We start from the raw sequence: 24,993 nt of genomic DNA on the forward strand, positions 1-24,993 counted from the left end.
CTTCGCCGAGGAGGACGGGCGCCGTCCAGGTCGGGGACGGTCAGGAGGAGCCGGCTGGTGAGGGGGTACGGCAGGCTCCTGCGCTACTCGCGGTTATCAAACCCTGGCGTCCAGGTCGGCTCCGGCGTACGGCCATCACCTTCGACGGCGACTCGGGGCAGCACGACACTGATCTCGACAACCTTACGCACACCGGTGGTGGGGCAACTCCAGGGCCGACGACGAGGTCCTGTGAGGTAGACCGCCCTCACCATGATCACCCTGCCTGGACTCTCGTCCTGCGCAACCATGGCGAGCGGGAAGGGCGCTGGGCGTGGAGGACGAGCAGCGCCAGGGCGCTGGTCGCCCCGGACCAGGTCAGTGTGAGCAGGCCGTAGGACCAGGGGATGTGCGGGGTGAGAGCTGAGCTCAGCGCCAGCTGGGTCACGCCGTACAGGGGAAGCGCGGACACGCCCGCCACATCCATGAGCGTGTTGAAGACGGGATTCTGCAGGCCGGTGTCGACCAGGCTGAGCATGATGATGAGGAAAAAGCCCTCCAACTCGCCGCGGACGAGGGAGCCGAGCAGAAGGCCGATGCCGCCATAGGCGAGGCCGGCGCCCGCGAGGGCCAGCGCCAGGGGTGCCGCGTGGCGAACGGGCAGGGAGATGCACAGCAGGATCGTGGTGTACAAGGCCAGCGCGGCGGCGGTGAGGGCGATGGCAGCGAGCTTCGCCATCAACATCGGCAGCCGGGGATGGCCGGCGAGCAGCAGACGGCGGTCCAACTGCCGGGACAGAAAGGTCTCGGTGAAGGTGATGAAGCCCGCGACCATGGTGACTGCGCCCAGCGCACTGGCCACCTGCCCCACCTGGCCGGCCGGGGCGGAGACAGGGGCGCTGATGGTGTCCAGCGAGATGCGCACCACTTGGTCGGAGGTGCACAGGCGTGCCACGGTGATCCAGACGGGGATGAACGCGACCGCCAGAACGAGGGCCAGCCGGTTGCGCAGGTGGCCCAGCAGAGTGCAGCGCAGCAGTTGGGTGAATGCCGTCCAGGAGAGCCTCATCGGACGGTCTCCTCGAAGTGCAGACGGCCCTGGCGCAGGTGAGCGATCGCGTCGAAGTGGTGCAGGTCGTGCAGCAGGTGAGACACCACGATGATCGACCGGCCTCGATCACGCAGGTCGGCGGCCAGGGTCCAGAACCGCTGATGGGTGTCCCAGTCGAAGCCCTGGTAGGGCTCGTCCAGGACAAGCAGCTGAGGATCGTGCATGAGAGCGATCAGCAGGTTCAGCTTCTGCCGTGTTCCACCGCTGAGTTCGCCGACCTGCTGTCGCCGGCAGTCGCTCAGTGCCAGCAGTTCCATCAGCTCGCCGGCGCGTTCCAGTGTCGGCAGCCGGTAGGCCGTCCGGAACAGCCGCAGATGCTGTCCGACGGTGAACGCGTCGTTCAGCACAGCCCGTTGCGGGCAGTACCCCACTGCCCCGGTCCGTGTCACCGTTCCGCGGTCGGGTGCGAGGTGTCCTACGGCGACCTGAAGCAGAGTGCTCTTCCCCGCGCCGTTCTCGCCGACGACTCCGACCAGCGTCCCGGCGGCCACGTCGAGGTCCACGTCGCGCAGGACCTGCCTGCGGCCGTACGCCTTGCAGACTCCGCTGATCAGCAGCCGTGGCCGGTGTCGCGTGATTACTGCCTGCACATGAGCCCCTTGAAAGATCGGACAGGTGGAGCGAGCCGGCCCTCAGGAAAGCCCGCCACGGTGGCGGGGTCCGCGCAGGCTCACGTCCGCCGGCCTGCCCGGCTCATGACGGCTCAGCCACGTCCGGCCCGGACGGTCCGGACCGGGCGTGCCGGGCCCGTCGTGCGGGGCGGCGCGCTGCCGCTCGATGCCCAACGACTGCATACCGGCTGGTGTAACGGCGCTGGCTCGATGTTCCACACCCGCCAGTCAGGCGTGACGTGCGCCGCGGTCTGCCGTTGTAGTGATCGATGCCCCCGACACCACAGCGAGACTTCAGCGTTCCCACGATTGTGATCGGAGCCGGCCCTTACGGCCTGGCGGCCGCCGCGCTACTGAAACGCTTCGACGTACCGACCGTGATCCTCGAACGGTCGGACCGCGTAGGAGCCAGCTGGGCGCAGCGATACGACCACCTGCGCCTGCACACCACCCCCGGCACCTCGAAACTCCCCGGCCTGCCCGTACCGCGCCAGGCCGGCCCGTGGGTGAGCCGCGACGACTACGTGCGCTACCTGGAGAGCTACGCCGCCCACCACCGGCTCAACGTCCGGCTGACCACCCCGGTACTGCGCATCCAGCGCGCCGAGCCAGGCTCGGGTCCCCGCTGGCTGGTCCACACCCCGGACGGCCCCGCCCCCACCGACGCGGTCGTGGTTGCGACCGGCCGCTGCCACGCCCCGCACGTCCCCCACTGGCCCGGGCGTTCGGCCTACACCGGCACGCTGCTGCACTCGGCCCGCTACCGCTCTCCGGCGCCCTACCGCGGGCAACACGTCCTGGTAGTCGGCACCGGCAACAGCGGTACCGAGATCGCCGCCGTCCTCGCCGGGGCCGGAGCCGCACGGGTACAGATCTCAGTCCGTACTCCGCCCAACATCCTGCCCCGCGCCAGCGCCCGATGGCACGCGGTCGGCCGGCTGACGGAAGCCCTCCCGCTGGCGTGGCGCGACCGCAGCTCCCTGCTCACGCAACGTGTCGCGGTACCCGACCTGACCTCGCGGGGACTGCCGCGGCCCCGCACGGGCCTGTACACCCGTAACGCCCGCGAGGGGGTCAACCCGGTGCTTGACCACGGCTTCGTGAATGCCGTGCGGTCCGGGCGGCTCGAACCGGTCCCGGCCGTCCAGGCGTTCGACGGGCCCGACGTGGTACTGGCCGACGGCACCCTACTGCGGCCCGACACGGTCATCGCTGCCACCGGGTACCGGACCAACCTCCACGACCTGGTGGGATCCCTCGGCGTACTCGACGAGAACGGATTCCCCCTCGTCGCAGGCGCGGAAACCCATCCCGAAGCCCCGCGCCTGTATTTCGCCGGCTACACCAATCCCCTCACGGGGGTTCTGCGCCAGGCGGGCATCGAGGCGCGCGCCATCGCCCACGCGGTCCGCCGTGAGAAGGCCCGACCGACCCTTCTCGCCCCTCGGCGGCATGCTCCGAGCTGATGGCGTTTCGGAAGCCTGACCCTTCAGCGCTTGCCTCCTGCAGGGCGATTGGACGCCACGGTGACAAACATGGGCGGAGTGAGGGGAGCGGCCTGCGCGACGTGCTGTCCCGCACGCGTGCGGGTGAGGCACCTTCACGCACCCCGGATTCGGCCGCCGTTCGATGGCCGCTGATGCGAGCATGTTCTTCATAAGGGCCTGTCGAGCGTCTCTCGCCCCATGGACCCACGGCCCGGCCGCAGCCCGGTCGGCTCTGACCAGCGACGCACCGCCCCCTCGCCAGCGGTCGGCACAGTGTGATCAGGGCACAGCAGTCAGCGCTCACCTGAGTCAGGCCCCGCCGTAGGGCCCTCCCACCGACGCCGATACGGCACATCGCACGGCAGACCGCGACCGGGGCCCGGCCGACGGCGGCATTGGCGTTCGGGCGTGTTGTCGCTTTAGGCTGCGTCGGTTCGTGCCGTTCACGGCGGCAGCCCATCGACGGAGAGGAAAGCCGATGATGCAGCAGGCATCGGCCACCGACCCGGCTCCCGGGCGCCGCCCCGAGCTGGTCCCCGACCCGGATGCGGAGGCGGCCCGGATCGCGGCGGTGCGCCGCTACGACATCCTCGACACTCCGCCCGACGGGGCGTTCGACCGGGTGGCGGCGATGGCTGCCCGGCTCTTCGACGTGCCGGTGGCGACGGTCACGATCGTGGACACCGACCGCATCTGGTTCAAGGCCGCCCACGGCCTGGAAGGTGTCGCGGAGATCGGCCGTGATCCGGGCCTGTGCGGCTCTGCGATCCTGCGTGATGACACGATGGTCATCCCCGACACCCTCAAGGACCCCGTCGCGGCAGACAATCCGCTGGTCGCCGGGGAGATGGGGGTGCGCTTCTACGCCGCCGCACCGATCACCACCCCCGACGGGCACAAGCTGGGCACGGTCAACGTCCTCGACACCCGGCCGCGCTCGATCACCGAGAAGGACACCGCCACCCTTGCCGATCTCGCCGCGATCGTGCTGGACGAGATGGAGCTGCGACTGTCGGCGCTGCACGCCCTGCGCGACGAGCAGGCCCGCCGGGAGGCGGAGAGGCGGCACGCCGAGGCGGAACGGGCGAGGGCCGAGGCAGAACGGGCGGCACGTGAGAAGGCGGAGCAGGACAAGGCCGCCATCGCCGCGTTCGCCTCCACCCTCCAGCGCACCCTGCTGCCCCCGGCCCTGCCCGTGGTACCGGGCCTGGAACTGGCCTGCCACTACCGCACCGCCTCCGCCCACGACGTGGGCGGCGACTTCTACGACGTCTTCCCCCTCGACGGCGACCGGTGGGCGTTCTTCCTCGGTGACGTGTGCGGCAAAGGCCCCGAGGCGGCGACCGTCACCGCCCTGGCCCGCCACACCCTGCGCGCCACGGCCCAGATCAACGCCGACCCCGTCACCGTGCTCAGCGCGCTCAACACCATGCTGCTCACCGACGTCACCGCCGGCCGCCGCTTCTGCACCGCCCTCTTCGGCCTCCTCGAGCCCCGGGAGGACGGCGGCTTCACCGTCACCGTCGCCACCGGCGGCCACCCGCCGGCCTACCACGTGCGCCCCGACGACAGCGGCGCCGTCTGGGTGCGGGCCGTACGCCCCCATGGCGGGATGCTCGTCGGCGCCTTTCCCCAGGCGCCCTTCGCCCAGACCACGTTCTCCCTGACGGCCGGGGAAAGTCTGTTCCTCTACACCGACGGGCTGACCGAAGCCCGCACCACCGAGGGCGCCATGCTCGGTGACGACGGCCTGACCGGCTTCCTCCACCAGCGCACCGGGCCCGTCACCGCCACCTCCCTGGTCGAGGACAGCATCACCCTGCTGGCCTCGCTGCCCGACGGAGCCGGCGACGATGTTGCCCTGCTGGCCCTGTCCGTCCCCCACCCTCACGCCATGCCCGACGGCAGTGTCGCTGCCACCGCCCACACCGCCGCCGCGCCCGAACACTTCGGCCAGGAGTGATGACCGACGTGACCGACACGCTGCAGCTGACCGTCCAGCACCCCCGTCCCGGCCTCGCGATCGCCACGGTCGCCGGGGACGTGGACATGCGCACCGCGGAAACCCTGCGCCGCGACGCCTCGATGATCATCGAGCAAGGGTCTCCGCACCTGGTTCTGGACCTGTCACAGGTGGGTTTTTGCGACTCCGCCGGTCTGAGCGCGCTCATCGGTCTCTGGCACGCCGCCCAGGCGGTGGGCGGTGCACTCGGGCTCGCCAACGTCCCCGACCGCCTGATGCGGATGCTCGTCCTCACCGGTGTCGACACGATCCTGCCGGTCCATGCCACCACCAGCGAAGCAGTCACCACCATGACCCCCGACGAGCCCACCAGCGCAGGGCCGCAGGGCTCCGTCGACCGTGTGAGCACCGCCGACGGGGCTGGTACGCCGGCCGAAGGGGAACACACGGCCTGCGACAGCGCTCGTAACCCCTCCGCGAACTTGAACTGATCGCGCGGACGCGTCACGACGGGGCGTCTGTACCAGCGATCGAGCCCGGCGCTCCTACCGCAGTACCCCCGCGCTGGCTGTCCCGTTCCCCGTGTGCTGCGGCGGCCCGCGAGCGATAGGCAGCATCGGCGCCTTGGAGACGCAACTGGCGTTCTTCTTCCTCAGGTGATGTGGAAGAGATACCGCGCATCGCCGGGAGCCGGTTGCCCGGCGGACGTCCGGGCGGCAGTCAGACTCACGTGGGGACTCCGTTGAAAGGTGACGGTTGCGGACGCGCAGGGCGATGCCTTGCATGTTCGGGTGCGCGGCGGCAGGCGTTGCCCCGTGGAGTGTGATCAGTGGTTGGGCAGACGCGTGGCCCTCAGGCCGTCGAGGGGGTACTCCCGCGGCAGATGAGCCGGGTCGCCCGGCACGGTGATCAGCACGGTGATCGGCCGGGACGTGCCCGCGGCGAGGAACTGGTCGCCCACCGAGTTCAGGTAGGTCTTGCCGTCCTGGGCGATGACGTCGACGCCGGAGGCTTCGGCTTTCGTGCCCTTGACCGTGGGCAGGTCGAAGGAGATGCGGAACCTCCTGACGTCCTCCGCCGTGCCGCTGTCCTTGCTGACGGCGGTGAAGGTCTCAGACGCAAAGAAGGAGATCTCCGGCGGCAGTAACCAGGAGGCGATCGAAACCCCACCGGTGCGGGGATGAAGGTCTATGGGCGGTCGCCGGTACCTCCTTCGGTGGGTGCTGACGTGTGCTGGTGGCCGCCGGGGCGGACGGTGTGCTGGGCGTCGTTGATGCTGTCACGGGCAGCGGCGGCGACCGCTTCGGGAGTGATGCCGAACTCGGTGTAGAGGCGCTGGTAGTCGGCGGAGGCGCCGTAGTGTTCCAGGCTGACGACTCGCCCGGCGTCGCCGATGATCTCGCGCCATCCCTGTGCCACAGCGGCCTCGACGCTGACGCGGGCCCGGACGGAGGGTGGCAGGACGGAGTCCTGGTAGTTCTGCGGCTGGGCGGCGAACCATTCCCGGCACGGCATCGAGACCACCCGCACCGCGAGGTCCTCGGCGGCCAGCAGATCCCGAGCGGCCAGGGCGATATGGACCTCGGAGCCGGTGGCCACCAGGATCACCGCGGGTGCTCCGTCGACGGCGTCCGCGAGGACGTAACCGCCACGGGCCGCTTCCCGGGCCGGGGCGTACTCGCCGTTGCCGCGGTCCAGGACGGGCAGGTTCTGTCGGCTCAGGATCAGGCCGGCGGGCCGGTCGGTGTGCTCCAGGATGGTCTGCCAGCAGGCGGTGGTCTCGTTGGCGTCGGCGGGCCGCACGACGTCGAGGCCGGGGATGGCGCGCAGCGCGGCGAGCTGTTCGACGGGTTGGTGGGTGGGACCGTCCTCGCCCAGGCCGATGGAGTCGTGGGTCCAGATGTAGGTCGCGGGCAGCTGCATCAGGGCGGCCAGGCGTACGGCGGGGCGCATGTAGTCGGAGAAGGTCAGGAAGGTGCCGCCGTAGGGGCGCGTCAGGCTCTGCAGGGCGATGCCGTTGAGGATCGCGCCCATGGCGTGCTCGCGGATACCGAAGTGCAGGGTCCGCCCGTAGGGGCCACCCTTCCAGTCCTTGGTCTGGCGGTCGGCGGGGAGGAACGACGGCTCGCCGTCCATGGTGGTGTTGTTGCTTCCGGCCAGGTCGGCCGATCCTCCCCACAGCTCCGGCAGGACCGGCGCGAGCGCACTGAGGACCTCGCCGGAAGCGGCCCGGGTGGCCATTCCCTTGGCATCGGCAGGGAAGACGGGCAGCGCGTCGGTCCAGCCGTCGGGCAGTTCCTGTTTCCGCAGCCGGTCCAGCAGCGCGGCACGCTCGGGATTGGCCTTCTGCCAGGCCGTGAACGTCTCGTCCCATGCCGCGCGCGCTTGCCGGCCGCGCTCAGCCGCCTGCCGGGTACGGGCCAGGACCTCGTCCTCGACGGTGAAGTGTGCGCCGGGATCGAAGCCCAGCAGCTTCTTCGTGGCCGCGACCTCGTCCTCTCCCAGCGCGGAGCCATGGGCCTTGCCGGTGTTCTGCTTGTTCGGGGCGGGCCAGCCGATCAGGGTGCGCAGCATGATCAGCGAAGGGCGGCCAGTCTCCTCCCTCGCGGCCCGTGTGGCGGCCAGCAGGGCGTCGACGTCCTCGACGTAACTGCCGCTGCCGGTCCAGTCGACGGTCTGCACGTGCCAGCCGTAGGCGGCGAAGCGGGCGGGTACGTCCTCGCTGAAGGCGACGTCGGTGTCGTCCTCGATGGAGATGTGGTTGGAGTCGTAGAAGACGGTGAGGTCGCCAAGTTTCTGGTGGCCGGCCAGGGAGGCGGCCTCGCTGGTGACGCCCTCCATGAGGTCGCCGTCGGAGGCGATGACGTAAACGTGGTGGTCGAAGGGGCTGGTGCCCGGCTCCGCGTCCGGGTCCAGCAGTCCGCGTTCGCGGCGGGCCGACATGGCCATGCCGACCGCACTGGCCAGCCCCTGGCCCAGCGGTCCGGTGGTGATTTCCACTCCGCGGGTGTGCCGGTGCTCGGGGTGGCCGGGAGTGGCGGAGCCCCAGGTCCGGTACGCCTCCAGGTCCGATAGCTCCAGTCCGTAGCCGGCCAGGTAGAGCTGGATGTACAGGGTCAGGCTGGAGTGCCCGCAGGAGAGCACGAACCGGTCCCGTCCCAGCCACTGGTCGTCTTCCGGGTCGTGCCGCGTGACGTTCTGGAACAGCAGGTAGGCCAGAGGGGCGAGGCTCATCGCGGTGCCCGGGTGCCCGTTGCCGACCTTCTGCACCGCGTCGGCCGCCAGCAGTCGCACGGTGTCCACCGCCCGCACATCGACCTCGTCCCAGCCTGCCTGCTCCGCTACCGGGAGCGCCAAGGACCTGTCGCGTCCCGCAGTGCCGTCGGGCTGTTCACTCGCCATGCCGTTGCTCCTTCGTCAAGCCGGGCCCTCTGCTTCAGCCGTGCTCTGCTTCGGGAGACCAGCACACGCCCCCTCGACGACGTGCGGACCCGGGTCAGAACAGGCGTACCCCACCGACGGCATTCCATCGCAGTGCCGCCCACTGGGTGCCACGCGGTGAGCGGATGCGCCGAATGCCCACCCGGTTTGCGGGCGCTGGGCCGTGGATACACGGTCGAGGCATTCCGGACGGCGCAGCGTGAAAGAAGGGAACGCCCATGGGACACGGCGGGGACGTCATCGCGGAACTGACCACCGACCACCGCGAGGTCGATGAGCTGTTCGGGAAGATCGAGGCCCTGAGCCCGGGAGACAAGCAGCGCAAGAAGTACGCCGACCAGGCCGTGATCGAGCTGGTACGGCACTCGGTCGCCGAGGAGGCGTACCTCTACCCGGCCGTGCGCGAGTTCCTGCCCGACGGTGACACGGTCGCCGACAAGGAGATCGAGGACCACGCCGAGGCCGAACGGACGATGAAAGCGCTCGAAGCCGTCGGCGCCGACGATCCGGAATTCGACCGGCTCATCGGTGAGCTGATGACCGAGATCCGCAGCCACGTCCGCGACGAGGAGGACAACCTCTTCCCCCGGCTGCGGTCGGCGGCCTCCGAAGAGGAGCTGATGAAGCTGGGCGACAAGGTCCGCCAGGCCAAGAAGACGGCGCCCACCCGGCCGCACCCGTCGGCTCCTGACACCCCGCCGGCCAACAAGCTGCTGGCCCCCGGCACGGGCATGGTGGACCGGATCAGGGACGCCCTGACGGGGCGCGGCAAGGACTGACGGCGCACGGCGTCCTGCCCGGAACGCTGCGCGGCTTTTGCTACAGGGGGCCCGTCACATAGGGAGTGAGGACAGCCGTACTGGCCCTGAGGGCCACCGGGCGTCGTCGCGCAGGGGCGTCACCATGGTCCGCAGCGGCATGGTCACGAGGCGGCCTTCGGGTTGTTCGACGAGTACGTCCTTGTCGAGCGGGTGCCATCCGAGGCGCTGGTAGAGCGACACGAGGGGAGGCCGGCAGAAGAGGAGTGCGTGTTGAGGACCCATCGTTCGGGCGTGCTCCAGGGCAGCTGTGACGACGAGGCGAGCGAGGCCGTGACCTTGCATGCCGGGTGAGACGGCCACCCCGCCGACGCCCACCACCTCTGTCTCGGCGTCGCCGATCGCAACAGGCAGGCGCAGCAGGCCGGCGTGTGCCACGAGGCGGCCGTCGTACCGGATGGCGAAGTGCTCTTCTTTCGGCAGCCAGGTCAGACCGGTCCAGGCGACACCGAAGGGATCATCGCTGATGCCAAGGATCTCCTCCTGGTCCGCCTTCGTGAACTGGGCGAGCCGCACCACAGTCGGTGCCACAGTGGATCGGTTCTCAGTCATTCCCACATGATGATCTCTCCGCCGAGCACTGGCCTAGGGCTGTGAGCGCGCAGGTTCACCGGGTTCGCTGGCCGCTGCGACCGCTGGACTGGTTGGATTACGGTCGGCAATGGGGTGTTCGGTCCGGGGCGTGCAGGGTTCCCCCGCGATCCTGCGTCGGGAGGGCACATGCAGCGCGGTGAGGTCTGGTTGGCGGACTTTGACGAGCGGCGGCCGGTGGTACTGCTGTCAGGAGACGAGGCGTCCGGGTTCCGAGCGATGCAGGTCGTCGCTCCTGCGGGGATCGAGATCAGCGGTGTGGCCGTTGAGGTGGCAGTGGGGGCGCCCGAGGGGCTGCCTGTCGAGGGCGTCCTTCGAGTGGCGCTGCCTCGTCCCGGTCTTGTCCCGTGCACTTGGCTGGTCACGCTGGCCAAGGAAGATCTGACCGAGCGGGTGGGAGTCTTGTCGTCAGCGAAGCTCGGCGAGATCGAGGATGCCCTCCGTGCCGGTGGACTCGAGCAGGCTGCGCGCTAGGCTGCTTGATCAGGCAACGAGCAGGGGCGGCTTCCCCAGCGAAGGCCCTTCTCGGCGTGCAGGGCCCGGGTCTGGATCGTGTGGTTCGGATGATGCGTATTAGCCAGGGTGAACTGCCGCAGCGGCCCGAAGCGGGCCTCGACGCAAGCCCCCAAGTGGTGTCAAAACTTGGCGATATCACTCTCCGCCAGCACCGGGCGGTGTCGCGGCCGCTCGACAACCGGTGTCAGGAATCACCGATACAGCCAGAAGCCGTCGGCAGGTGTCAGTCGGTATCCGCTCCGCGAGTTGGTTCGAGAGACACTTCTCACGGGCGTCGATACCGTTGACGCCTAGGACAGGCCCGGGTTCGGAGCAGGTGGACGGCATCGACTGGCCCATGGGCACCACCGAACCATCCAGGGACACGCACGGGCTCAGAAACGCGCTGTGCCGGTGCGTCCTTGGAACCCGACTGATATGCCCGCACGCTGGCGTCACAGCGATCGAGGGAGACGCGGGATGAGTGGCGCGGGAGGCATCACCACCCTGGTTGTCCATGAGGGCGGCACGGCGGTGGTGGGCGTCTTCGGTGAACTGGACCAGTTCACCGGTCCGGAACTGTGCCCCGTCCTGGCTGAATGTCTAGATCAACGGCCGGTCCGGCTGCTGCTGGACCTGTCCGGAGTGTCGTTCTGCGACGCGGCCGGACTCACGGCCTTGGTAGCGGCCAGAGGCGGTGCCTTGCAGGCCGGGACGGAATTCGCCCTGACGGGCGTCCAGCCGGTTCTGCTTCGCGTACTTGCGATCACGGGCCTCGACGCCTTGTTCGTACTGCGACCACAGCACGGTCCCGCTGCCAGGTCCAACCCTGCTTCCTGACACCCTGTCGGCGCTCGCTCGAAAGCCGCGCCGCCCAGAGGCGCCAGCAGCTGCGGACAGGTCAGCTGTGAGCGTTCGGACGGGCGGACGGTACGGCCCTGCGCAACGACCGCTGTCGGCTCAGGGACACTGCCCCCGCCATGCGTCCTGGCGCCTGAGCGGAGTCCGATTCACCGTTCGCTCAGGGAGCAGGCATGGGTGCAGGATGGCGGGGTAGGCGGCATGTCGTCGGCCGTTTCGGCAGGCAGGAGCGGTGAGATCGATCGTGGGAGGGTATCAGCATGGCGCCCAGCACGCTGGCAACGCACACCCGGACGGCCGAGTTGCCGGAGGTCGCCGATCCTTCCCAGGTGGCGCCCAAGGACGCTCGTGAGCTGTCCAAGCTGTTCTTCCAGCAGTTGGCGGTGCTGGAAGAGGGCACGCGGGAGTACAGCTATGCCCGTAACACGCTGATCGAGATGAACATGTCCCTGGTCCGCTACGCGGCGGGCCGGTTCCGCAGCCGTGGGCCGGAGGAGATGGAGGACATCGTCCAGGTCGGCATGATCGGTCTGATCAAGGCGATCGACCGGTTCGAGCTGTCGAGGGAGGCGGAGTTCACCTCCTTCGCCATCCCCTACATCGTCGGTGAGATCAAGCGCTTCTTCCGCGACACGACCTGGGCCGTGCACGTGCCCCGGCGGCTGCAGGAGGCCCGTGTCCAGCTCGCCAAGGCGACCGAGGAGCTGCGCAGCCGTCTCGACCGTGACCCGACGGTCAAGGAGCTGTCGGAGCTGATGAGCCTGTCCGAGGACGAGGTGCGTGAGGCCCGCTTGGCCTCGAACGGTTACAACTCCTCCTCCCTGGACGCCACGCTCAACGGGAGCGAGGACGGCGAGGCGGCGCTCCAGGACTTCATCGGGACCGAGGACACGGCTCTGGAGCTGGTGGAGGACTTCCATACCCTCGCACCCATGATCGCCGAGCTCGACGAGCGAGACCGACAGCTCATTCACATGCGGTTCGTGGAGGAGCTCACCCAGGCCCAGATCGGCGAACGTCTGGGTGTCTCGCAGATGCATGTCTCGCGACTGCTGTCCCGGTGCCTGGCCCGGCTGCGCGAAGGCATGCTCACGACCGGCTGAGTCCATCCGCGGTACCCCTCATGATGCCCGCCATGGCTGCGGCGGGCATCAGCCATGCTCAGCTCATCCGGCTGACGGGGTCAGACGGCAAGCGCGTCGCGCAGAGTCGGGTGGCAGGGGATGACCTCGGTGAGGCCGACGATCCCGAGGGTCTCGGAGACGGCGGGGCTCGGCGCAGCGAGTCGCAGCCGGCCGCCATGGCGCTGCGCGGCGTGATGCGCGGCGATGAGAGCATTGATGCCGCTGGAATCCATGAAGGTGACGCCGCTGAGATCCACCACCGTCACCTGAGCGGCAGCGTCACCGGCGGTCAGGGCATCCAGCAACTGCGGAGCGCTGTCAAGATCGATCTCGCCGCACGCCGTAACCACCCGGACGCCACTGGTATGACTCATGTTGATCGACAGACGCGCATTTCCTGCAGAACGGTTGTCCGCCACAGTCCCTCAGCACCTCAGCAAGCGTCGGTGACGCCGTACCCAGCACTTCCTCGATGTGGATCTGCTCGCGCACGGTACTGGTACTGCACCCGGATGGCCCTGCCACCCACAGGTACAGGTTGCGCGTGCGCGGTACCCGCCCGGGAGGACGGCGTACGCGAGCAGGGCGGGAGTGACAGGACAGATGGGCGCGGTCCCAGAACGTGAGTGTTGCCACGGACCGAACTCCACGGCGGTCGAGGAGACCATCGCGCTGTCAGGAGACGGCTCCTGCATCGCCGAAGCCCGTCACCGAACCGCCGCCTTCTTCACCGGGGACGCAGCCGACAACCGTCCGACGAGGGTGACGGGGCGCATCGTGAGCTTGGCTCAGCTGGTGGTCAGCGAGTTGGTCACCAACGCCTGCAAACACGCACCCGGCCCCATCCGGTTGCGCCTGCGGCTGGCGGACGAGGCGGTGGAGGTGGAAGTGTGGGACAGCCATCCCGGGATTCCGACGGCTCGGCAGGCGGACCCTTACAGGGTGGGCCAGCACGGTCTGGAGATCGTGAAGGCCGTTGCGGCCGACCTCACCGTCCTGCCCGAGGAGGCCGGGAAACGGGTCACCGCCCGCCTCCTGCTTGATCCCCGGCCCTCGGCCTGACGCCGGCCCGGCGGGAGATGTCAGCCGCTCTCGGTGCGCAACTCTCGCGAGGGTCAGCCGGCAGGTTGCTGCAAGGGCAGGTGTGCGACGACTCGTTTGCCCGTGCCCAGGGCGATGGTGCGTACCTGGTCGCAAAGCCGGGTGACCAGGTACAGGCCGTGTCCGCCGATGCGGCCGGCGTCGGGCACCTGAAGACGTGGCGGGAGCGGGGAGCTGTCACGGACGCTGATCCGCAACTGCGCGGCGTCCGGAGAGACTTCGAGCAGGAGTTCACCCGGGCCGGGTGCGTGACGGACGGCGTTGGTGACCAGTTCACTGACGACGAGTTGGGCGTCCTGGCTGGAACGCTCGCGCGGATGGTGTCCTGCCCGTGCCAGCAGTGAACGCACGGCGTGGCGAGCCTGGGCGATGTGCGCACCCCTGGTGCCCCAAGCGGCGCCGTAGCGCCAGGGCGCCCTCGGCCGCTCCTCTTCCGGTGTCTGCTTACTGAGCGTGGTAGTCATGGAGGATCCCTTGTCGGTTTCCTTGGCATTTCTTCACGTGCAATAGGACTTGCCTGTATTCGCCTACCCGCTGTGACGCCATTACGCCTCTGGCAGCCTACTAGGCGACTGAGGTGTGGCTGTCAGGACGAGAGCGGCTTGGTCGTCGTCCATGCCCGTGGTACCGGTACGCGCACGACTTGGGTGACAGTGTGAACGCTGCGATGGTGTGACTCTGAGTGGCCAGCGCGTGCGTGAGGCGGTCTTCACCGAACTGCTCCCCCTGGTGGTCGGGGCTTCGGTGAGGGCCTCGGTGCAGAGCAGCAGACTCTCGGTTGGCTGGAGGTGAAGCCGGTGCCTGAATCAGTGCTCATCCTCAGGCCGGTGGAAGTCGAAAGTCCCTGATCGCCAGGGACCGTGCTCGGTCAACTCCGAGTCCGGCCGCCGCAAGACGGCCGGGACGCTCTCGCAGCCGCGGTCGGCAGGGTTCGCTTGGGGGAAATGGCGCACGGTCCAATGCGTTGGCAGGTGAGTCGTCCTTCGCACGGGTGATTCGCCGATGCAGGCGCGTGCCGACAAGCGGGCTGCGGCAAATACCACGAAGGCTCCGGCCCGCTGCCAGCGGTTCAGGCGCCGCCAGCAGGTCTGCCCGGATCCGAATCCCAGCCCCAGCGGTAGGAGTTGCCAGGCGATGTCCTGGTGCAGGACGTACAGGACGTCCTGCAGACAGAGCCGATCACCCACTGGCGTCGGCCTCGGCGACCGCGTCGGCCAGGGCGGCCGCAGTGGTTCGGTCAGCGCCCACATGTCATTGTCCACGACCCACGGCCGAGTCGTCATACCCGCCGAGCGATCAGATCGTCACAACAGTCACGCTCGACCGGGACACCTCAGCAAGATCTCCTTGCGTGCTTAAACAGCCGTGCGTCGTGGTCCGATCTCGCCACCCGGTCAGCTGGCCCACCGTGAGGTTCCGGGCGTGAGATGCGTGTGTCAGGCGTCCGCCGCGTACCGCCAGAACTCCCTGATCACCGGTGCCGGCACGGGACCCGTCGCTGCCACCTGGGTCAGCAGGATGGTGACCGCGCCCGTGGCCGGGATGACGTGCGCCGCTGTGCCCGTGCCGCCGACCCAGCCGTAACGGCCGGGCGCGTTCCACGGGTTGGTCCGGTCGATGTCGACCGAGCCGCCGAAGCCCCAGCCCTGGCCGTCCAGGAACAGTCGGCCGATGTCGCGCTGCGCCGGATTCGTATGGTCGGTGGTCATCATGCGCACGGAGTCGGCCGACAGCACCCGGCGGCCGTCGGCTGCCACCCCGCCGGCCAGCAGCATCCGGCAGAAGGCCAGCCAGTCGTCGGCGGTCGAGGCCAGCCCGCCATTGCCGAGCGGTAGCGCGGGCAGGCTGCTCCACTCGCCGTCCGGGCCGTCGGCGAGCTCCAGGCTGCCGTCGTCACCTGGCCTGTAGAAGCTGGTGAACCGGCCCCGCTTGGCGGCCGGCACCTCGAAACCGGTGTCCACCATGCCCAGTGGCTGGAAGATCCGCTCCGTCAGGAACTCGGGCAGCGGCTGTCCGGTGACCCGCGAGATCAGTACCCCCTGCAGGACGGAGCAGGTGTCGTACAGCCAGGCAGCACCCGGTTGGTACAGCAGCGGGATGCGGCCGAGCGCCGCCATCCACTCGTCGGCCGGCGGGAAGCTGCTCGGCACCCGGCCGTCCTTTTGCACCGTGAACAACTCCTGCACCGCCGGCAGTGTGAAGTCGGAGGGAAATCCGTACCCGGCCTGGGAGGCCAGCACGTCGAAGACGGTGATGGGCCGGTCGGCCGGCACCACGTCGTCCACCGGGCTCGCCGGCGTGCGTACGACCATCGGCTTCCCCAGCTCCGGCAGCCACGTCCAGATCAGGTCGTCCAGTGCGAGCGTGCCAGGTCGCCGTGCTGTATCTGGCGGCTGAGGACGAAGCCCAGATCGGCGGTGACCTGTATGCCGCCACCTCCACCGAGGACGGTGTCAGGATCATGATCGGTGACGTGCGCGGCAAGGGACTCCCAGCCATCGGCGAGGCCGCCCTGCTCATCGGGGCTTTCCGGGAGGCCGACCATGAGCACGCCGGATTGCCGCAACTGGCCGCCGCACTGGAACGCAGCGTCACCCGGAACCTGGCGAGCCTGGCTCCGGTGAAGGAGAACGAGGAGCGGTTCGCCACCGCGTTGCTGGTCGAGATCCCTGAGGAGGGCGGCATCGCGCGTATCGTCAGCTGCGGACACCCCCCACCGCTGTTGATCAGCGCGGACGGCGTCACCCTGGTTCCGGTGAACCCCGCTCCACCCTTGGGAACCGGCTCGCTCGGGCCTGTGACCTACATGGTTGAAACGTTCTCCTTCCAACCCGGTGACACCCTGCTGCTCTACACCGATGGTGTCATCGAGGCACGGGGCACCGACGGTGGCTTCTATCCCTTCGTCGAGCGGGCTGCGCAGTGGACCGGCTACAGCCCCGAGAAGCTGGTGCACTTCCTTCGCTGTGATCTCCTCGCCCACGCGGGCGGCTGCCTCGACGACGATGCGGCGGTGATCGCACTGTGCCGCTCTCGTAGCACCCACGGCCAGCACCTGGAGATGCGGAGGTGAAAGAAGGGCAGGAGGCTCGCCGGCCAGCGCCAGGTCGGCTGCGGGCACGCAGCACGCGATGCCCGCAGCCGACCTGGCTTCGCCTTCGGAGAGCAGGCGAAGTACGGCCCATCGAGCCGTCATCGGTGACATGCTTTCCGATCAATCCCACACTCGAAACGCTCGCCCACCGTGTCGTGACCGGTTCGGTTGAGCGGTTCCGACTCCACTAGACCGGACCTATCCGCGCTGGGCGCGCTTACAGCTGGTCGGGGACGTCCTCCAGTAGCGAGGTCGGTGCCCTGCCGCTCCAGCTGCCGGCCGGGGCGGTGCATCAGCGCAGATCTGCCAGGAAACCCGTGAGCGCATCGTTGGTCGCCTCGGGAGCGGACAGATGCGGGCAATGCCCGGTCGCCTCCAGGATGACCAGCGTCGAGCCGGCGATCTCCTGGTGGACGAAGGCGCCGACCTCCCGGGGAGCGATGACATCCTGGGTGCATTACAGCACCAGCGTAGGCACCCGCACGCTCTTCAGATCGCGCCGGGAGTCCGACAGGAAAGTGGTCCGGGCGAAGATCCGCGCCATGTCCGGATCGGTGGCGCAGCACGACCCGGTAGTCATCGGTCAGGGCGGGGACCGTCAACCGCCACACGGTCTGGTCGCAGCCGAAGCCGTGAGCCAGTACCACCGTTCGCCCCTGCGCATTGCCGGTGACGGAGACGTTGTTCCTGCGGAGGATGTCCGTGGCCGTCACTCTCTCAGACACGTCCCGTCTGACGTGGCTGCATGCAGCACCTCCCGCCCTGCCCACGACCTGCACAAGTCTGTGTGTGGATGCCTTCTACGCCTTCTACGCCTCCATGGCGCCTGCAGCCTCGATCGCGATACCAAGGTCCACCGGATCGAGGTAGAAATTGGGCTGCCGCCCAGGCCAGTTATGAGTCTTGAACGACCGGGTATCACCTTCTTGTGGCAAATTTCCCCAAATGAACATTGAAGCCCGCACAGCCCTGCGCCAGCACCGGTCATTCTTCGACCGCCTGCTCACCGCCTCACCAAACGAAGGAGGCCACCATGATCGCCCTCGGCATCATCCTGCTCATCGTCGGATTCCTCCTGCATATCGGCATTCTGTGGACGATCGGGATCATCCTGCTCGTCATCGGGCTCATCCTGTTCCTTCTCGGCTCCGTGGGCCACGCCGTTGGCGGTCGGCGTCACTACTGGTAGGCGCGTGAGGGCATACCACTCGGCGCTGGTGCACCGGCTACTGGGCGCCGGGACGATCCGGCCGCTCAGTGTTAGGCAGCCGAACGGCGTGGCCCATTGCCTGCACGACGGGTCAGGCCCACGTTGTTCAGATGAAGTCCTTGCCGGAGATCGTCCTGAAAACCTGCGCCGGTGGCCTGTTCGTCGTGGCGTTCGCCCTGCTGGCCGAGGCCGTCCAGCCCAAGCGGCTGGCCGGCATCTTCGCTGCGGCGCCCTCGGTGGCCCTGGCCAGTCTGATCCTGACCGTCGTGTTCAAAGGCAACCATGACGCGTCGCTGGCGGCCCGCGGCATGATCGGCGGAGCGGTCGCGTTCACCGCCTACACCATCGTCGATGTGCCCGCCTCGGGCAGGCTTGGGGCACTGCGCGGCTCGGCGGCGGCGCTCGTGGTGTGGCTCGCGCTGGCGGCCGCCGTCACCTTTGCGGTGGCGCCATGAACGCCTCGCAACCCGCCCAGAACGCAGAGAACACCGACCGGGTACGGCTGATGCCGGGCGCCGCGCTGCAGATGTCGCGCAAGGACCTGCTCATCCGCTTCGCCTTCGGGGCGGGTGTGTCCCTTCTCGCCGCGATCGTCTCCACGGTGTTCGGTCCACTCCCAGGCGGCGCATTCCTCGCCTTCCCCGCCATCCTGCTGGCGAGCCTCACCCTGGTGGCCAAGGAAGAGGGCCTTCGCAGCGCTCGCGAAGACACCCGCGGAGCGACTCTGGGCACGCTCGGCCTGCTGGCGTTCTCGCTCCTCGCCACCACGCTGCTGCGCAGCCACTCGGCCTGGCTCGCCTTGACCGTGGCCACTGCCTCCTGGCTAGCGGTCTCACTCGCCGCTTTCGCCCTCGCTCGCGCGGCGGGCAAGAGACAGTGACGCTCCCGGACCGAACGCACAGCCGATCCTTCCGGCTTCTGGGGTCCCGGCGAAGCAACCCGGAGCGGCATGGCGCCCAGGTTCACGTGCACGCGGCGAACGAGCGGCCAGTCATGCATGCCGCCCGCGTACGACCGGGGCGGCCTGCCCTGTCGCTGGGAGGGCGGTTCCGCCTGCCGGGAATCAAACCTGCTCGAGGCTCTCTCCGAATTCGTGTAGAGCCTGGTGGTTCCGGTTGGCCGCCAGGAGGTGCCCAACGAGGATCACCCCGGCGACCGGCCATTCGATCAAGCCGGTCACCGTGAGTAGGCCAACCCCGCCGAAGAACGCCAGCTGGTCCGGCGAAGCCGGTAGGGCGAATTCACCCACCAGCGGCAGGGTCAACCGAACAGTGCCGCGGTCGGCCGCATTGCCCTCCACCCGTCGGCCATCGTGCCCGGACGGTGCCGAGCTACTGGTAGGTGGGTTTCTCCGGGTCGTCGAGGAAGCGGTATCGGCAGCCATCGAACTACCTCCGGTCCATTCCGTCGCCATCGACACGAGTCCCCGGATCGCGCCGCCGCATGCGAGCGGTTGCGCGTACTGCCGGTCGGGGGATTCAGCGTGTACAAGCTCGCGTTCACCGCCCCAGGGCTGCAAGCCGTTGGCCGAAAGTGCCGGCGTAGACGCCTTCGACAAACCTTGCGGCTCGCCGTGACCGGCGTGCGGCTTCTCGCTGTTGCGAACATGGTCGCGTCTGGCGGTCGACCCGAGGTCCACCTGCGCCGGCAACGCTCTCGCCCAAGATCTGGGTCGGCCTGATCCCGCCGACCTCTCACAGATGCAGAGCCGGGCCGAACGTGCAGCCGCTCGTGCCCAGCCGCCGTGACAGACGAACTCCGACACGGGGGGTCGACGGCGGGGTCGACGGCCACTGGGCCGGTCAGGACAGCGCCCGGACCGGCGAGATCGCCGGTTCTGCTCATTGATCTGCCCGGTGAGCTGTTCCGGGGAGGCAGGCCCTGCTCGCAGTCCGCTCTCCCCCAGCGGCCTGATCGTCCTTCCACGACGTGCACTCCGCCCCCGGGCGTGCTCTGCCCGGCCGGGCGGGCAGTCATGGTGGCGCACACCGCATCCGCACGAGACGACCGGGTACAGGGATGGCGGCGCGGATCGGGACGATCGGGAATCGGCCAGGGGCTACCCTTGACGCCCGTGGTCCCGGTACTCGTCCCTGGCCCCCACTTGAGGTATCGAGGTGTGCTCAGCGTGCAGGACGTCCGGATCGACCTGTCGGCCTTCGGTCTCAGTGAGGTAGCCCGGTGTACTGCCCACTTGCGGACGTCCGTCGCGCGTGTGCCCTCCCAGGACACGGCGGCACAAGCGATCGCCGACTTCTTCTACGACAGTCTGGTCGACGGGCGGGCCGGACGCGCCTGTGCCGCGGTAGGCGTCTTCCTCAACGGGCCCCGGGAGGCCGCCACCGCGGCTGAGCGTCCACGACGGCGTATGTTTCTGGCTGGATTCCGCGGACCGTGCGCCCGCTCGCCCGGCGCGGAGGGTGCCGGCCCGACGGACGTGCCCGCGCTGTCGCCCGGCACCTTCGAGAAGGCGCCGTCGGTGTACCGGCTGGTCGAACGCCTAAGCGTCACGGCCGAGGACGCGAACGGCGCAGTACCTCCCGTGAGGGACGTCGACGTCGTGCACCTGCCCGGCAGCCAGGTGGACGGGCTGGAGAAACTTCTCCCGGGGCAGGATGTCCGTTCCACACTCGTCTTCGGGGGAACCCTGGCGCCGGGCGAGCGGTTCGCGGTGGTGCTGTTCTCCCGGGTTCCGTTGTCCGCCGAGGTCGCCACGCTGTTCCGCACTGTCACCGGCAGCACGCGCCTGGCACTGCTGTCCGCCGGGCAGCCGTCGCCCACCGTGGAGGCGGACGCGGCCCGTTCCGTCCTGGAGAGCTTGGAGCAATTGGTCGCACAGCGGGCCGGGCACCTGCAGACGGTGGTGGCTCAGCTGCGCTCGGCCACGACGGAGCTGCGACGATCTCAGAAGGAGCTGGAGCGGCGGGAACATGAACTCCGCGAGGAGGCGGCGATCGTTGAGCTGCTGCAGGAGGTCGGCAGCCTCCTGGCGGCGGAACTCGACCTCGACGCGCTGGTCCAGCACGCGGTCGACGCGGCCACCCGCCTGGCCGGGGCGGCGTTCGGTGCCTTCTTCTACAACATCCTGGGCGAGACCGGAGAGTCGTACCTGCTCTATGTGATCTCCGGTGTCAACCGGTCGGCCTTCGACAAGTTCCCCATGCCGCGCAACACCCAGGTGTTCGAGCAGACCTTCCGGGGCCTCAGCGTGGTGCGGTCCGACGACATCACGCAGGACCCGCGGTACGGGCACAACGCACCGCACCACGGGATGCCGGAAGGCCACCTGCCGGTGCGGAGCTACCTGGCCGTTCCGGTGATGTCCCGTGGGACCGTGCTCGGCGGGTTCTTCTTCGGCCATCCCGAGCCGGGGATCTTCACGGAGCGACACGAGCGCCTGATCACCGGTGTCGCCGCGCAGACCGCCGTGGCGCTGCAGAACGCGCAGACGTACCGCCAGGAACGGGAGGCGGCCACAGAACTGCAACGCCATTTGCTGCCGACGCTGCCACGCGTGGACGGGGTGGCCAGTACGTGGCGATACCTGCCCGCCGCGCGGGATCGCGGTGCCGGCGGTGACTGGGTGGACCTCATACCGCTCCCGGACGGTGAAGTGGCGCTGGTCGTCGGTGACGTGATGGGCAAGGGCGTCAGAGCGGCGGCGGTCATGGGTCAGATCCGCACCGCCTGCCGTGCCTACGCGCAGCTCGGTCTGGCCCCCGCCGACGTGCTGGAGCAGCTGAGCGTCCTGGTGGACGACATCGCCCCCGGCTCCATCGCCACCTGCGTCTACGCGGTGCTCGACACACGCCGGGACCGGTTGCGCGCGGCCGTCGCCGGGCACCTGCCACCGGCCCGGCGCGACCAGGAAGGCACCGTCACGTTCATGGACGAGCAGGTCGGACCGCCTCTGGGCGTGGGCAGGCACCGCTACACGGAGCAGGAGGTCCCGCTGCCGCCCGGAGCCCGGTTGCTGCTGTACACGGACGGCCTGGTCGAACGCCGCGGGCGCCCCATCGACGACGGGCTGCGGGAGCTGCGGGAGCTGTTGGCCGGGCCTGTGGGCGAGATCGAGGCGGACTGCGACTCGTGGCTGGACGCCCTGGCCGGCGGGCAGCACGACGACGACATCGCCCTGCTGTACCTGCACCGGCCGGAGGACGTGTCGCACCAGGTGGTGACGGTCGTACGGGACTACGCCCCGGTCTCCAGCGCCGTCCCCGACGCCCGCGACCTGGTGGCCGACGTCATGCGCCAGTGGGGCCTGCGGCATCTGGCGAACGACATGATGCTCATCGCGGATGAAATGGTCGCCAACGCCGTCCGCCACGCCAGGACACCGCTGCGTGTCGAGCTGCGGCGCGCCGGTGAACGCATCGTCCTGGAGGTCACTGACAGCAGCCCTGAGGAGCCACGTCTCATCGTGTCCCAACCCGGCGAGTTCGGACACCGGGGCATATTCCTGATCGACGCCATCGCCACACGATGGGGAACCCGCTGGATCGACGGAGGGAAAGTGGTGTGGGCGGAGATCAAGACCTCGTGACGACTCACCCCGGCCGATTCCTCGGCCGGCACAGGAACAACCAGCCGACCCGCCCGCCTCGGACACGGAAGAGACGCCCTCGATGACCTCTGCCCCCGGCACCGGGGCCAGCAAGCCCTCCGACAGCTCGCAACCGGTCGGCTCCCGGAGTATGGTCCCGCCCGGCCCGACGCTGAGCCTCACATCGCATCGCGGTCCACGACACACGGTCGTCGCCGTCGACGGCCCCATCGACTACCACAGCGCGCCCCAGCTGCTGGGACATCTCACCACCACGGAGATCCAGAATCTGCCCCTGCTGATCCTCGACCTGACCCGCGTGGACTTCTGCGACTCCAGCGCTCTGGGAGCCTTCGTCGACATCCACCGCCGCCGTGCGGCCGCAGGACACCGGTGCGCGTTGATCGGTATACAACCCGAGGTCAGACGCATCCTCGAGCTCACCCGTCTCGCGTCCGTGCTGCCGCTGCACGAGACGGCCGAGGACGTCCTCTCCGAAGACTGACTCCCCAACCGCCGGCGAGGAATGAAGGTTGCCGCCCAGCCGAGGGGCACGGCCGACAAAGGGGGTTGCCGCAGGTCGTCAGCATGCCGTGCGCCCGGCGCCTGATCTCCCCAGTGGGCAGCGGTGGCCGGCAGGTCCGACTCCTCCGGACGCCGCGCCGGAGCCGTCGGCACGGCGAGCACCATGGTGAGTCCGCCGCCGGGCGTTTCCTCGGCGCGCAAGGCGCCGCCGGTGGCCTCGGTGAAGCCGCGGGCGACCGCGAGGCCGAGTCCGACCCCGTTGCCGCGCGGGGAGTCGCCGTAGCGCTGCGAATCTGACTCAGAACATGCAGGGCGCCCTGATGAGCCGGCTGATGGCCGCCGCGGCTACCAACGATACGGTCGCGGCCCAGCTCATCCGGGTCTTGGCCCTCCTTGACCAGATTGATTGGCAGCAGTCGATGCAGGCTGCAGGCCCAGGCTTCGGGCCCCAGCTGATCTGAGGGCTTGGGCAGGGCCTCGCTCGTACAGAAGCAGTCACGAAAGATCTGCCGAGATCATCGGCGCGAGCGAGACGATTCCGGCGGAGACCTGCAAGCGACCTTCTCGGGCCAGCCGCAGACAGCCGGAGCAGGAGATCGACGGTGCCGGATCAACGCGTGGCCCCGCCGAACCGGAAAGAGGCCCCCTGTGGGGGCCTCTTTCCGGTTCGCGGAGGTCAGTGCTTGAAGGCGTCCTTGGCCTTTTCCTTGGCTTCGCGGGCGTCCCCGGTGCTCTTCTCTGCCTGACCTTCGGCGGCCATACGGTCGTTGCCGATGGCGCTTCCCAGAGCCTCCTTGGCCTTGCCCTTGGCCTGCTCGGTCTTCGCCTTTGCCTTCTCGTTGGCTGTCACAGAACAACGCCTCCTCGTAGCTTCGGGACCGCTGTCGCGGTAATCGGCTCGTGCCCCTGCTTCCCCTTGATAAACAAGGTGCTGATCTCGAATATCGAAGAAAAGGCAGGGAAGACGGGCGGGCAGGAGGTCGATAACTATGGTTCCCCTGCTTCTGGTCCTGCTTCTCGCGGTCATCCTTTTCGGTGCCGGTTTCGCCGTCAAGATCCTTTGGTGGGTGGCCCTCGCCGTCCTGGTCGTGTGGCTGCTCGGTTTCGTCATGCGATCCACCAGTGCCGGGGGTGGTCGCGGCCGCTGGTATCGGTGGTGACCTGACCACCCGTCACGCCCGCAGGGCCCGTACCGTCCCGGTACGGGCCCTGCGGGCGTCTTGCTATGCCGAATGGCCGCCGGCCGAGGACCGCGCACCATCACGTTCCAACAGGCGTCTGCGGAGGCCCTTCGCGGAATCGCACACTCTCCCCTCTGGGGCTTGGCGCCCCGTACACGACGTCCGTCGAGGAGGACATCGGCGCCATTCGGCTTCCTCTCTTCGCCGACGAACTGACCGGCCGGATCGACTTCCAGGGCGACCGCTACAACGAGCACCACATGCCCCTGGTCGACAAGTTGCCAGACACGTGAGGCAGCAGGCGGGCGGCAGCGATGTCGGCGGCGGGCGCGCCCTCATGGCAGGGAGGTACACCTTGCAGATGCTTCGCGCAGGCGAAGGCTACGCCGGTTCAATCACGAAGGGTCTCCGGCGGCATTCACCAAGATGTGTGTCATCACAGCACCGTCGCATCGAGTGCTCAGTCGAGGAGAACCCGACGGGTACGGTGCCGCGGCTGGAGCTGCAGCGCACCCACTCTGGATCCCCCGCCGGCCGCTTTTGCAGGGGCTTGAAATCGAACGCCCCTCTCACGCGTCTGTCACCAACTACGCCGACTCCCCCGAACCGCGGTGCCCTGACCTGCTACTACGCACCCGCCCTGGACTGACGTGGACGCCCGAAGACGGTCTCTACAACCTGTGCCATGTGGTACCCAGTGAGGGACCCAGGATCAGGACCGGAGCGTCTTCTGGCCCGTCGAAGCGGTATTGCAGGGTGTTCGGGGGTGTCTCACTCACGCCCCAGACCTTCTCACGTCTCACGACTGCCCCTGTAACGGAGGTGACGACTGCACAGGTCTGACCAGGCGGAAGA

28 protein-coding genes and 3 pseudogenes are annotated in these 24,993 nt (G+C 68.8%); 17 read left to right on the plus strand and 14 right to left on the minus strand.

Annotation, left to right across the window (positions count from 1 at the left end; genetic code table 11):
* Positions 1-256: 256 nt before the first annotated feature.
* Both ACFVIU_RS28035 and ACFVIU_RS28040 read right to left on the minus strand, forming a co-directional pair.
* The gene (locus ACFVIU_RS28035; RefSeq protein WP_385845890.1) at positions 257-1,048 is read right to left on the minus strand and encodes a hypothetical protein; all 792 of its coding nucleotides are present in this window, start codon (positions 1,046-1,048) and stop codon (positions 257-259) included.
* Entirely contained in the window at positions 1,045-1,680 is a 636-nt protein-coding gene (locus ACFVIU_RS28040) for an ABC transporter ATP-binding protein (protein WP_385845892.1), read from the minus strand. Before ACFVIU_RS28040 ends, ACFVIU_RS28035 begins: the two co-directional genes overlap by 4 nt.
* 290 nt (positions 1,681-1,970) lie before the next feature.
* On the opposite strand from ACFVIU_RS28040, the gene ACFVIU_RS28045 reads away from it, so the two are divergent.
* The 3 genes from ACFVIU_RS28045 to ACFVIU_RS28055 all read left to right on the plus strand — a co-directional run bounded on the left by ACFVIU_RS28045 (position 1,971) and on the right by ACFVIU_RS28055 (position 5,642).
* Positions 1,971-3,167, plus strand: coding sequence for a flavin-containing monooxygenase (locus ACFVIU_RS28045; RefSeq protein ID WP_385845893.1), 1,197 nt, complete (start codon positions 1,971-1,973; stop codon positions 3,165-3,167).
* Between the two features lie 499 nt (positions 3,168-3,666).
* Positions 3,667-5,151, plus strand: coding sequence for a PP2C family protein-serine/threonine phosphatase (locus ACFVIU_RS28050; protein ID WP_385845895.1), 1,485 nt, complete (start codon positions 3,667-3,669; stop codon positions 5,149-5,151).
* Positions 5,151-5,642 carry an STAS domain-containing protein gene (locus ACFVIU_RS28055; RefSeq protein WP_385845896.1) on the plus strand — a complete coding sequence of 164 codons (492 nt, stop codon included), beginning with the start codon at positions 5,151-5,153 and terminating at the stop codon, positions 5,640-5,642. Before ACFVIU_RS28050 ends, ACFVIU_RS28055 begins: the two co-directional genes overlap by 1 nt.
* A gap of 335 nt (positions 5,643-5,977) precedes the next feature.
* On the opposite strand, the gene ACFVIU_RS28060 is transcribed toward ACFVIU_RS28055, so the two are convergent.
* Complete coding sequence (locus tag ACFVIU_RS28060) at positions 5,978-6,112, minus strand: hypothetical protein (RefSeq protein WP_267887667.1); 135 nt, start codon at positions 6,110-6,112, stop codon at positions 5,978-5,980.
* A gap of 31 nt (positions 6,113-6,143) precedes the next feature.
* Between ACFVIU_RS28060 and ACFVIU_RS28065 the strand changes: the two genes are divergently transcribed.
* Positions 6,144-6,335 carry a hypothetical protein gene (locus ACFVIU_RS28065; protein WP_385845898.1) on the plus strand — a complete coding sequence of 64 codons (192 nt, stop codon included), beginning with the start codon at positions 6,144-6,146 and terminating at the stop codon, positions 6,333-6,335.
* A 4-nt stretch (positions 6,336-6,339) separates the two neighbouring features.
* Here the strand turns inward: ACFVIU_RS28065 and tkt are convergent, their stop codons facing one another.
* Positions 6,340-8,553, minus strand: a complete 2,214-nt coding sequence (gene tkt / locus ACFVIU_RS28070) for a transketolase (RefSeq protein ID WP_385845899.1) — start codon at positions 8,551-8,553, stop codon at positions 6,340-6,342.
* 257 nt (positions 8,554-8,810) lie between these two features.
* On the opposite strand from tkt, the gene ACFVIU_RS28075 reads away from it, so the two are divergent.
* Positions 8,811-9,371 carry a hemerythrin domain-containing protein gene (locus ACFVIU_RS28075; protein WP_055495989.1) on the plus strand — a complete coding sequence of 187 codons (561 nt, stop codon included), beginning with the start codon at positions 8,811-8,813 and terminating at the stop codon, positions 9,369-9,371.
* Between the two features lie 54 nt (positions 9,372-9,425).
* Here ACFVIU_RS28075 and ACFVIU_RS28080 read toward each other — a convergent pair whose 3' ends face one another.
* Positions 9,426-9,962 (minus strand): GNAT family N-acetyltransferase, encoded by a 537-nt coding sequence (locus ACFVIU_RS28080; protein WP_385845900.1) that lies wholly within the window; start codon positions 9,960-9,962, stop codon positions 9,426-9,428.
* Positions 9,963-10,130: 168 nt separating this feature from the next.
* Here ACFVIU_RS28080 and ACFVIU_RS28085 point away from each other — a divergent pair, with 168 nt between their 5' ends.
* Positions 10,131-10,475, plus strand: a complete 345-nt coding sequence (locus ACFVIU_RS28085; protein ID WP_037664509.1) for a type II toxin-antitoxin system PemK/MazF family toxin — start codon at positions 10,131-10,133, stop codon at positions 10,473-10,475.
* On the opposite strand, the pseudogene ACFVIU_RS28090 reads toward ACFVIU_RS28085, so the two are convergent.
* A pseudogene (locus ACFVIU_RS28090) lies at positions 10,472-10,618 on the minus strand (IS630 family transposase); the annotation flags it as partial. The gene ACFVIU_RS28085 and the pseudogene ACFVIU_RS28090 overlap by 4 nt on opposite strands.
* A 358-nt stretch (positions 10,619-10,976) precedes the next feature.
* Here ACFVIU_RS28090 and ACFVIU_RS28095 point away from each other — a divergent pair.
* Positions 10,977-11,336: an STAS domain-containing protein gene (locus ACFVIU_RS28095; RefSeq protein ID WP_051850793.1), complete on the plus strand. Its 360-nt coding sequence runs from the start codon at positions 10,977-10,979 to the stop codon at positions 11,334-11,336.
* A gap of 281 nt (positions 11,337-11,617) precedes the next feature.
* Positions 11,618-12,460: an RNA polymerase sigma factor SigF gene (locus tag ACFVIU_RS28100; RefSeq protein WP_385845902.1), complete on the plus strand. Its 843-nt coding sequence runs from the start codon at positions 11,618-11,620 to the stop codon at positions 12,458-12,460.
* A gap of 80 nt (positions 12,461-12,540) precedes the next feature.
* On the opposite strand, the gene ACFVIU_RS28105 is transcribed toward ACFVIU_RS28100, so the two are convergent.
* Entirely contained in the window at positions 12,541-12,900 is a 360-nt protein-coding gene (locus ACFVIU_RS28105) for an STAS domain-containing protein (protein ID WP_037664513.1), read from the minus strand.
* A 184-nt stretch (positions 12,901-13,084) separates the two neighbouring features.
* Between ACFVIU_RS28105 and ACFVIU_RS28110 the strand changes: the two genes are divergently transcribed.
* Positions 13,085-13,543: an ATP-binding protein gene (locus tag ACFVIU_RS28110; RefSeq protein ID WP_385845904.1), complete on the plus strand. Its 459-nt coding sequence runs from the start codon at positions 13,085-13,087 to the stop codon at positions 13,541-13,543.
* Positions 13,544-13,596: 53 nt separating this feature from the next.
* Here ACFVIU_RS28110 and ACFVIU_RS28115 read toward each other — a convergent pair whose 3' ends face one another.
* The 3 genes from ACFVIU_RS28115 to ACFVIU_RS28125 form a co-directional block, all read right to left on the minus strand.
* Positions 13,597-14,046, minus strand: coding sequence for an ATP-binding protein (locus ACFVIU_RS28115; RefSeq protein WP_385845905.1), 450 nt, complete (start codon positions 14,044-14,046; stop codon positions 13,597-13,599).
* A 342-nt stretch (positions 14,047-14,388) separates the two neighbouring features.
* Complete coding sequence (locus ACFVIU_RS28120; RefSeq protein WP_106979999.1) at positions 14,389-14,865, minus strand: transposase; 477 nt, start codon at positions 14,863-14,865, stop codon at positions 14,389-14,391.
* A 153-nt stretch (positions 14,866-15,018) separates the two neighbouring features.
* Positions 15,019-15,894 carry a serine hydrolase domain-containing protein gene (locus tag ACFVIU_RS28125; RefSeq protein WP_385845906.1) on the minus strand — a complete coding sequence of 292 codons (876 nt, stop codon included), beginning with the start codon at positions 15,892-15,894 and terminating at the stop codon, positions 15,019-15,021.
* Between the two features lie 65 nt (positions 15,895-15,959).
* Between ACFVIU_RS28125 and ACFVIU_RS28130 the strand changes: the two genes are divergently transcribed.
* Complete coding sequence (locus ACFVIU_RS28130) at positions 15,960-16,655, plus strand: PP2C family protein-serine/threonine phosphatase (RefSeq protein WP_385845908.1); 696 nt, start codon at positions 15,960-15,962, stop codon at positions 16,653-16,655.
* A gap of 313 nt (positions 16,656-16,968) precedes the next feature.
* Here the strand turns inward: ACFVIU_RS28130 and ACFVIU_RS28135 are convergent.
* Positions 16,969-17,389: pseudogene (locus ACFVIU_RS28135) on the minus strand (alpha/beta fold hydrolase).
* A 320-nt stretch (positions 17,390-17,709) separates the two neighbouring features.
* Here ACFVIU_RS28135 and ACFVIU_RS28140 point away from each other — a divergent pair.
* From ACFVIU_RS28140 to ACFVIU_RS28150, 3 genes are all read left to right on the plus strand, one after another.
* Complete coding sequence (locus ACFVIU_RS28140) at positions 17,710-17,865, plus strand: DUF6131 family protein (protein ID WP_167528460.1); 156 nt, start codon at positions 17,710-17,712, stop codon at positions 17,863-17,865.
* 131 nt (positions 17,866-17,996) lie between these two features.
* Entirely contained in the window at positions 17,997-18,341 is a 345-nt protein-coding gene (locus ACFVIU_RS28145) for a DUF3147 family protein (protein WP_385845910.1), read from the plus strand.
* Positions 18,338-18,766 (plus strand): DUF3147 family protein, encoded by a 429-nt coding sequence (locus ACFVIU_RS28150; protein ID WP_385845911.1) that lies wholly within the window; start codon positions 18,338-18,340, stop codon positions 18,764-18,766. The genes ACFVIU_RS28145 and ACFVIU_RS28150 overlap by 4 nt, the downstream gene beginning before the upstream one ends.
* Before the next feature lie 183 nt (positions 18,767-18,949).
* On the opposite strand, the gene ACFVIU_RS28155 is transcribed toward ACFVIU_RS28150, so the two are convergent.
* Positions 18,950-19,186 carry a hypothetical protein gene (locus ACFVIU_RS28155; protein ID WP_385845912.1) on the minus strand — a complete coding sequence of 79 codons (237 nt, stop codon included), beginning with the start codon at positions 19,184-19,186 and terminating at the stop codon, positions 18,950-18,952.
* 915 nt (positions 19,187-20,101) lie between these two features.
* Between ACFVIU_RS28155 and ACFVIU_RS28160 the strand changes: the two genes are divergently transcribed.
* Together ACFVIU_RS28160 and ACFVIU_RS28165 are read left to right on the plus strand one after the other, a co-directional pair.
* Positions 20,102-22,432, plus strand: coding sequence for a SpoIIE family protein phosphatase (locus tag ACFVIU_RS28160; RefSeq protein WP_385845914.1), 2,331 nt, complete (start codon positions 20,102-20,104; stop codon positions 22,430-22,432).
* 82 nt (positions 22,433-22,514) lie between these two features.
* A complete protein-coding gene (locus ACFVIU_RS28165; RefSeq protein ID WP_385845915.1) occupies positions 22,515-22,937 on the plus strand; it encodes an STAS domain-containing protein in 423 nt (140 codons plus the stop codon).
* A gap of 119 nt (positions 22,938-23,056) precedes the next feature.
* On the opposite strand, the pseudogene ACFVIU_RS28170 reads toward ACFVIU_RS28165, so the two are convergent.
* A pseudogene (locus ACFVIU_RS28170) lies at positions 23,057-23,245 on the minus strand (ATP-binding protein); the annotation flags it as partial.
* Between the two features lie 17 nt (positions 23,246-23,262).
* Here ACFVIU_RS28170 and ACFVIU_RS28175 point away from each other — a divergent pair.
* A complete protein-coding gene (locus tag ACFVIU_RS28175; protein ID WP_159039827.1) occupies positions 23,263-23,418 on the plus strand; it encodes a hypothetical protein in 156 nt (51 codons plus the stop codon).
* Positions 23,419-23,633: 215 nt separating this feature from the next.
* On the opposite strand, the gene ACFVIU_RS28180 is transcribed toward ACFVIU_RS28175, so the two are convergent.
* Positions 23,634-23,807 (minus strand): CsbD family protein, encoded by a 174-nt coding sequence (locus ACFVIU_RS28180; RefSeq protein WP_079102980.1) that lies wholly within the window; start codon positions 23,805-23,807, stop codon positions 23,634-23,636.
* Positions 23,808-23,946: 139 nt separating this feature from the next.
* Here ACFVIU_RS28180 and ACFVIU_RS28185 point away from each other — a divergent pair, with 139 nt between their 5' ends.
* Positions 23,947-24,117: a hypothetical protein gene (locus tag ACFVIU_RS28185; RefSeq protein ID WP_055495969.1), complete on the plus strand. Its 171-nt coding sequence runs from the start codon at positions 23,947-23,949 to the stop codon at positions 24,115-24,117.
* The last annotated feature ends 876 nt before the right edge of the window (positions 24,118-24,993 follow it).

The sequence above is a fragment of the Streptomyces sp. NPDC127190 genome (assembly GCF_042672505.1).
In the GTDB taxonomy this organism is placed as follows: Bacteria; Actinomycetota; Actinomycetes; order Streptomycetales; family Streptomycetaceae; genus Streptomyces.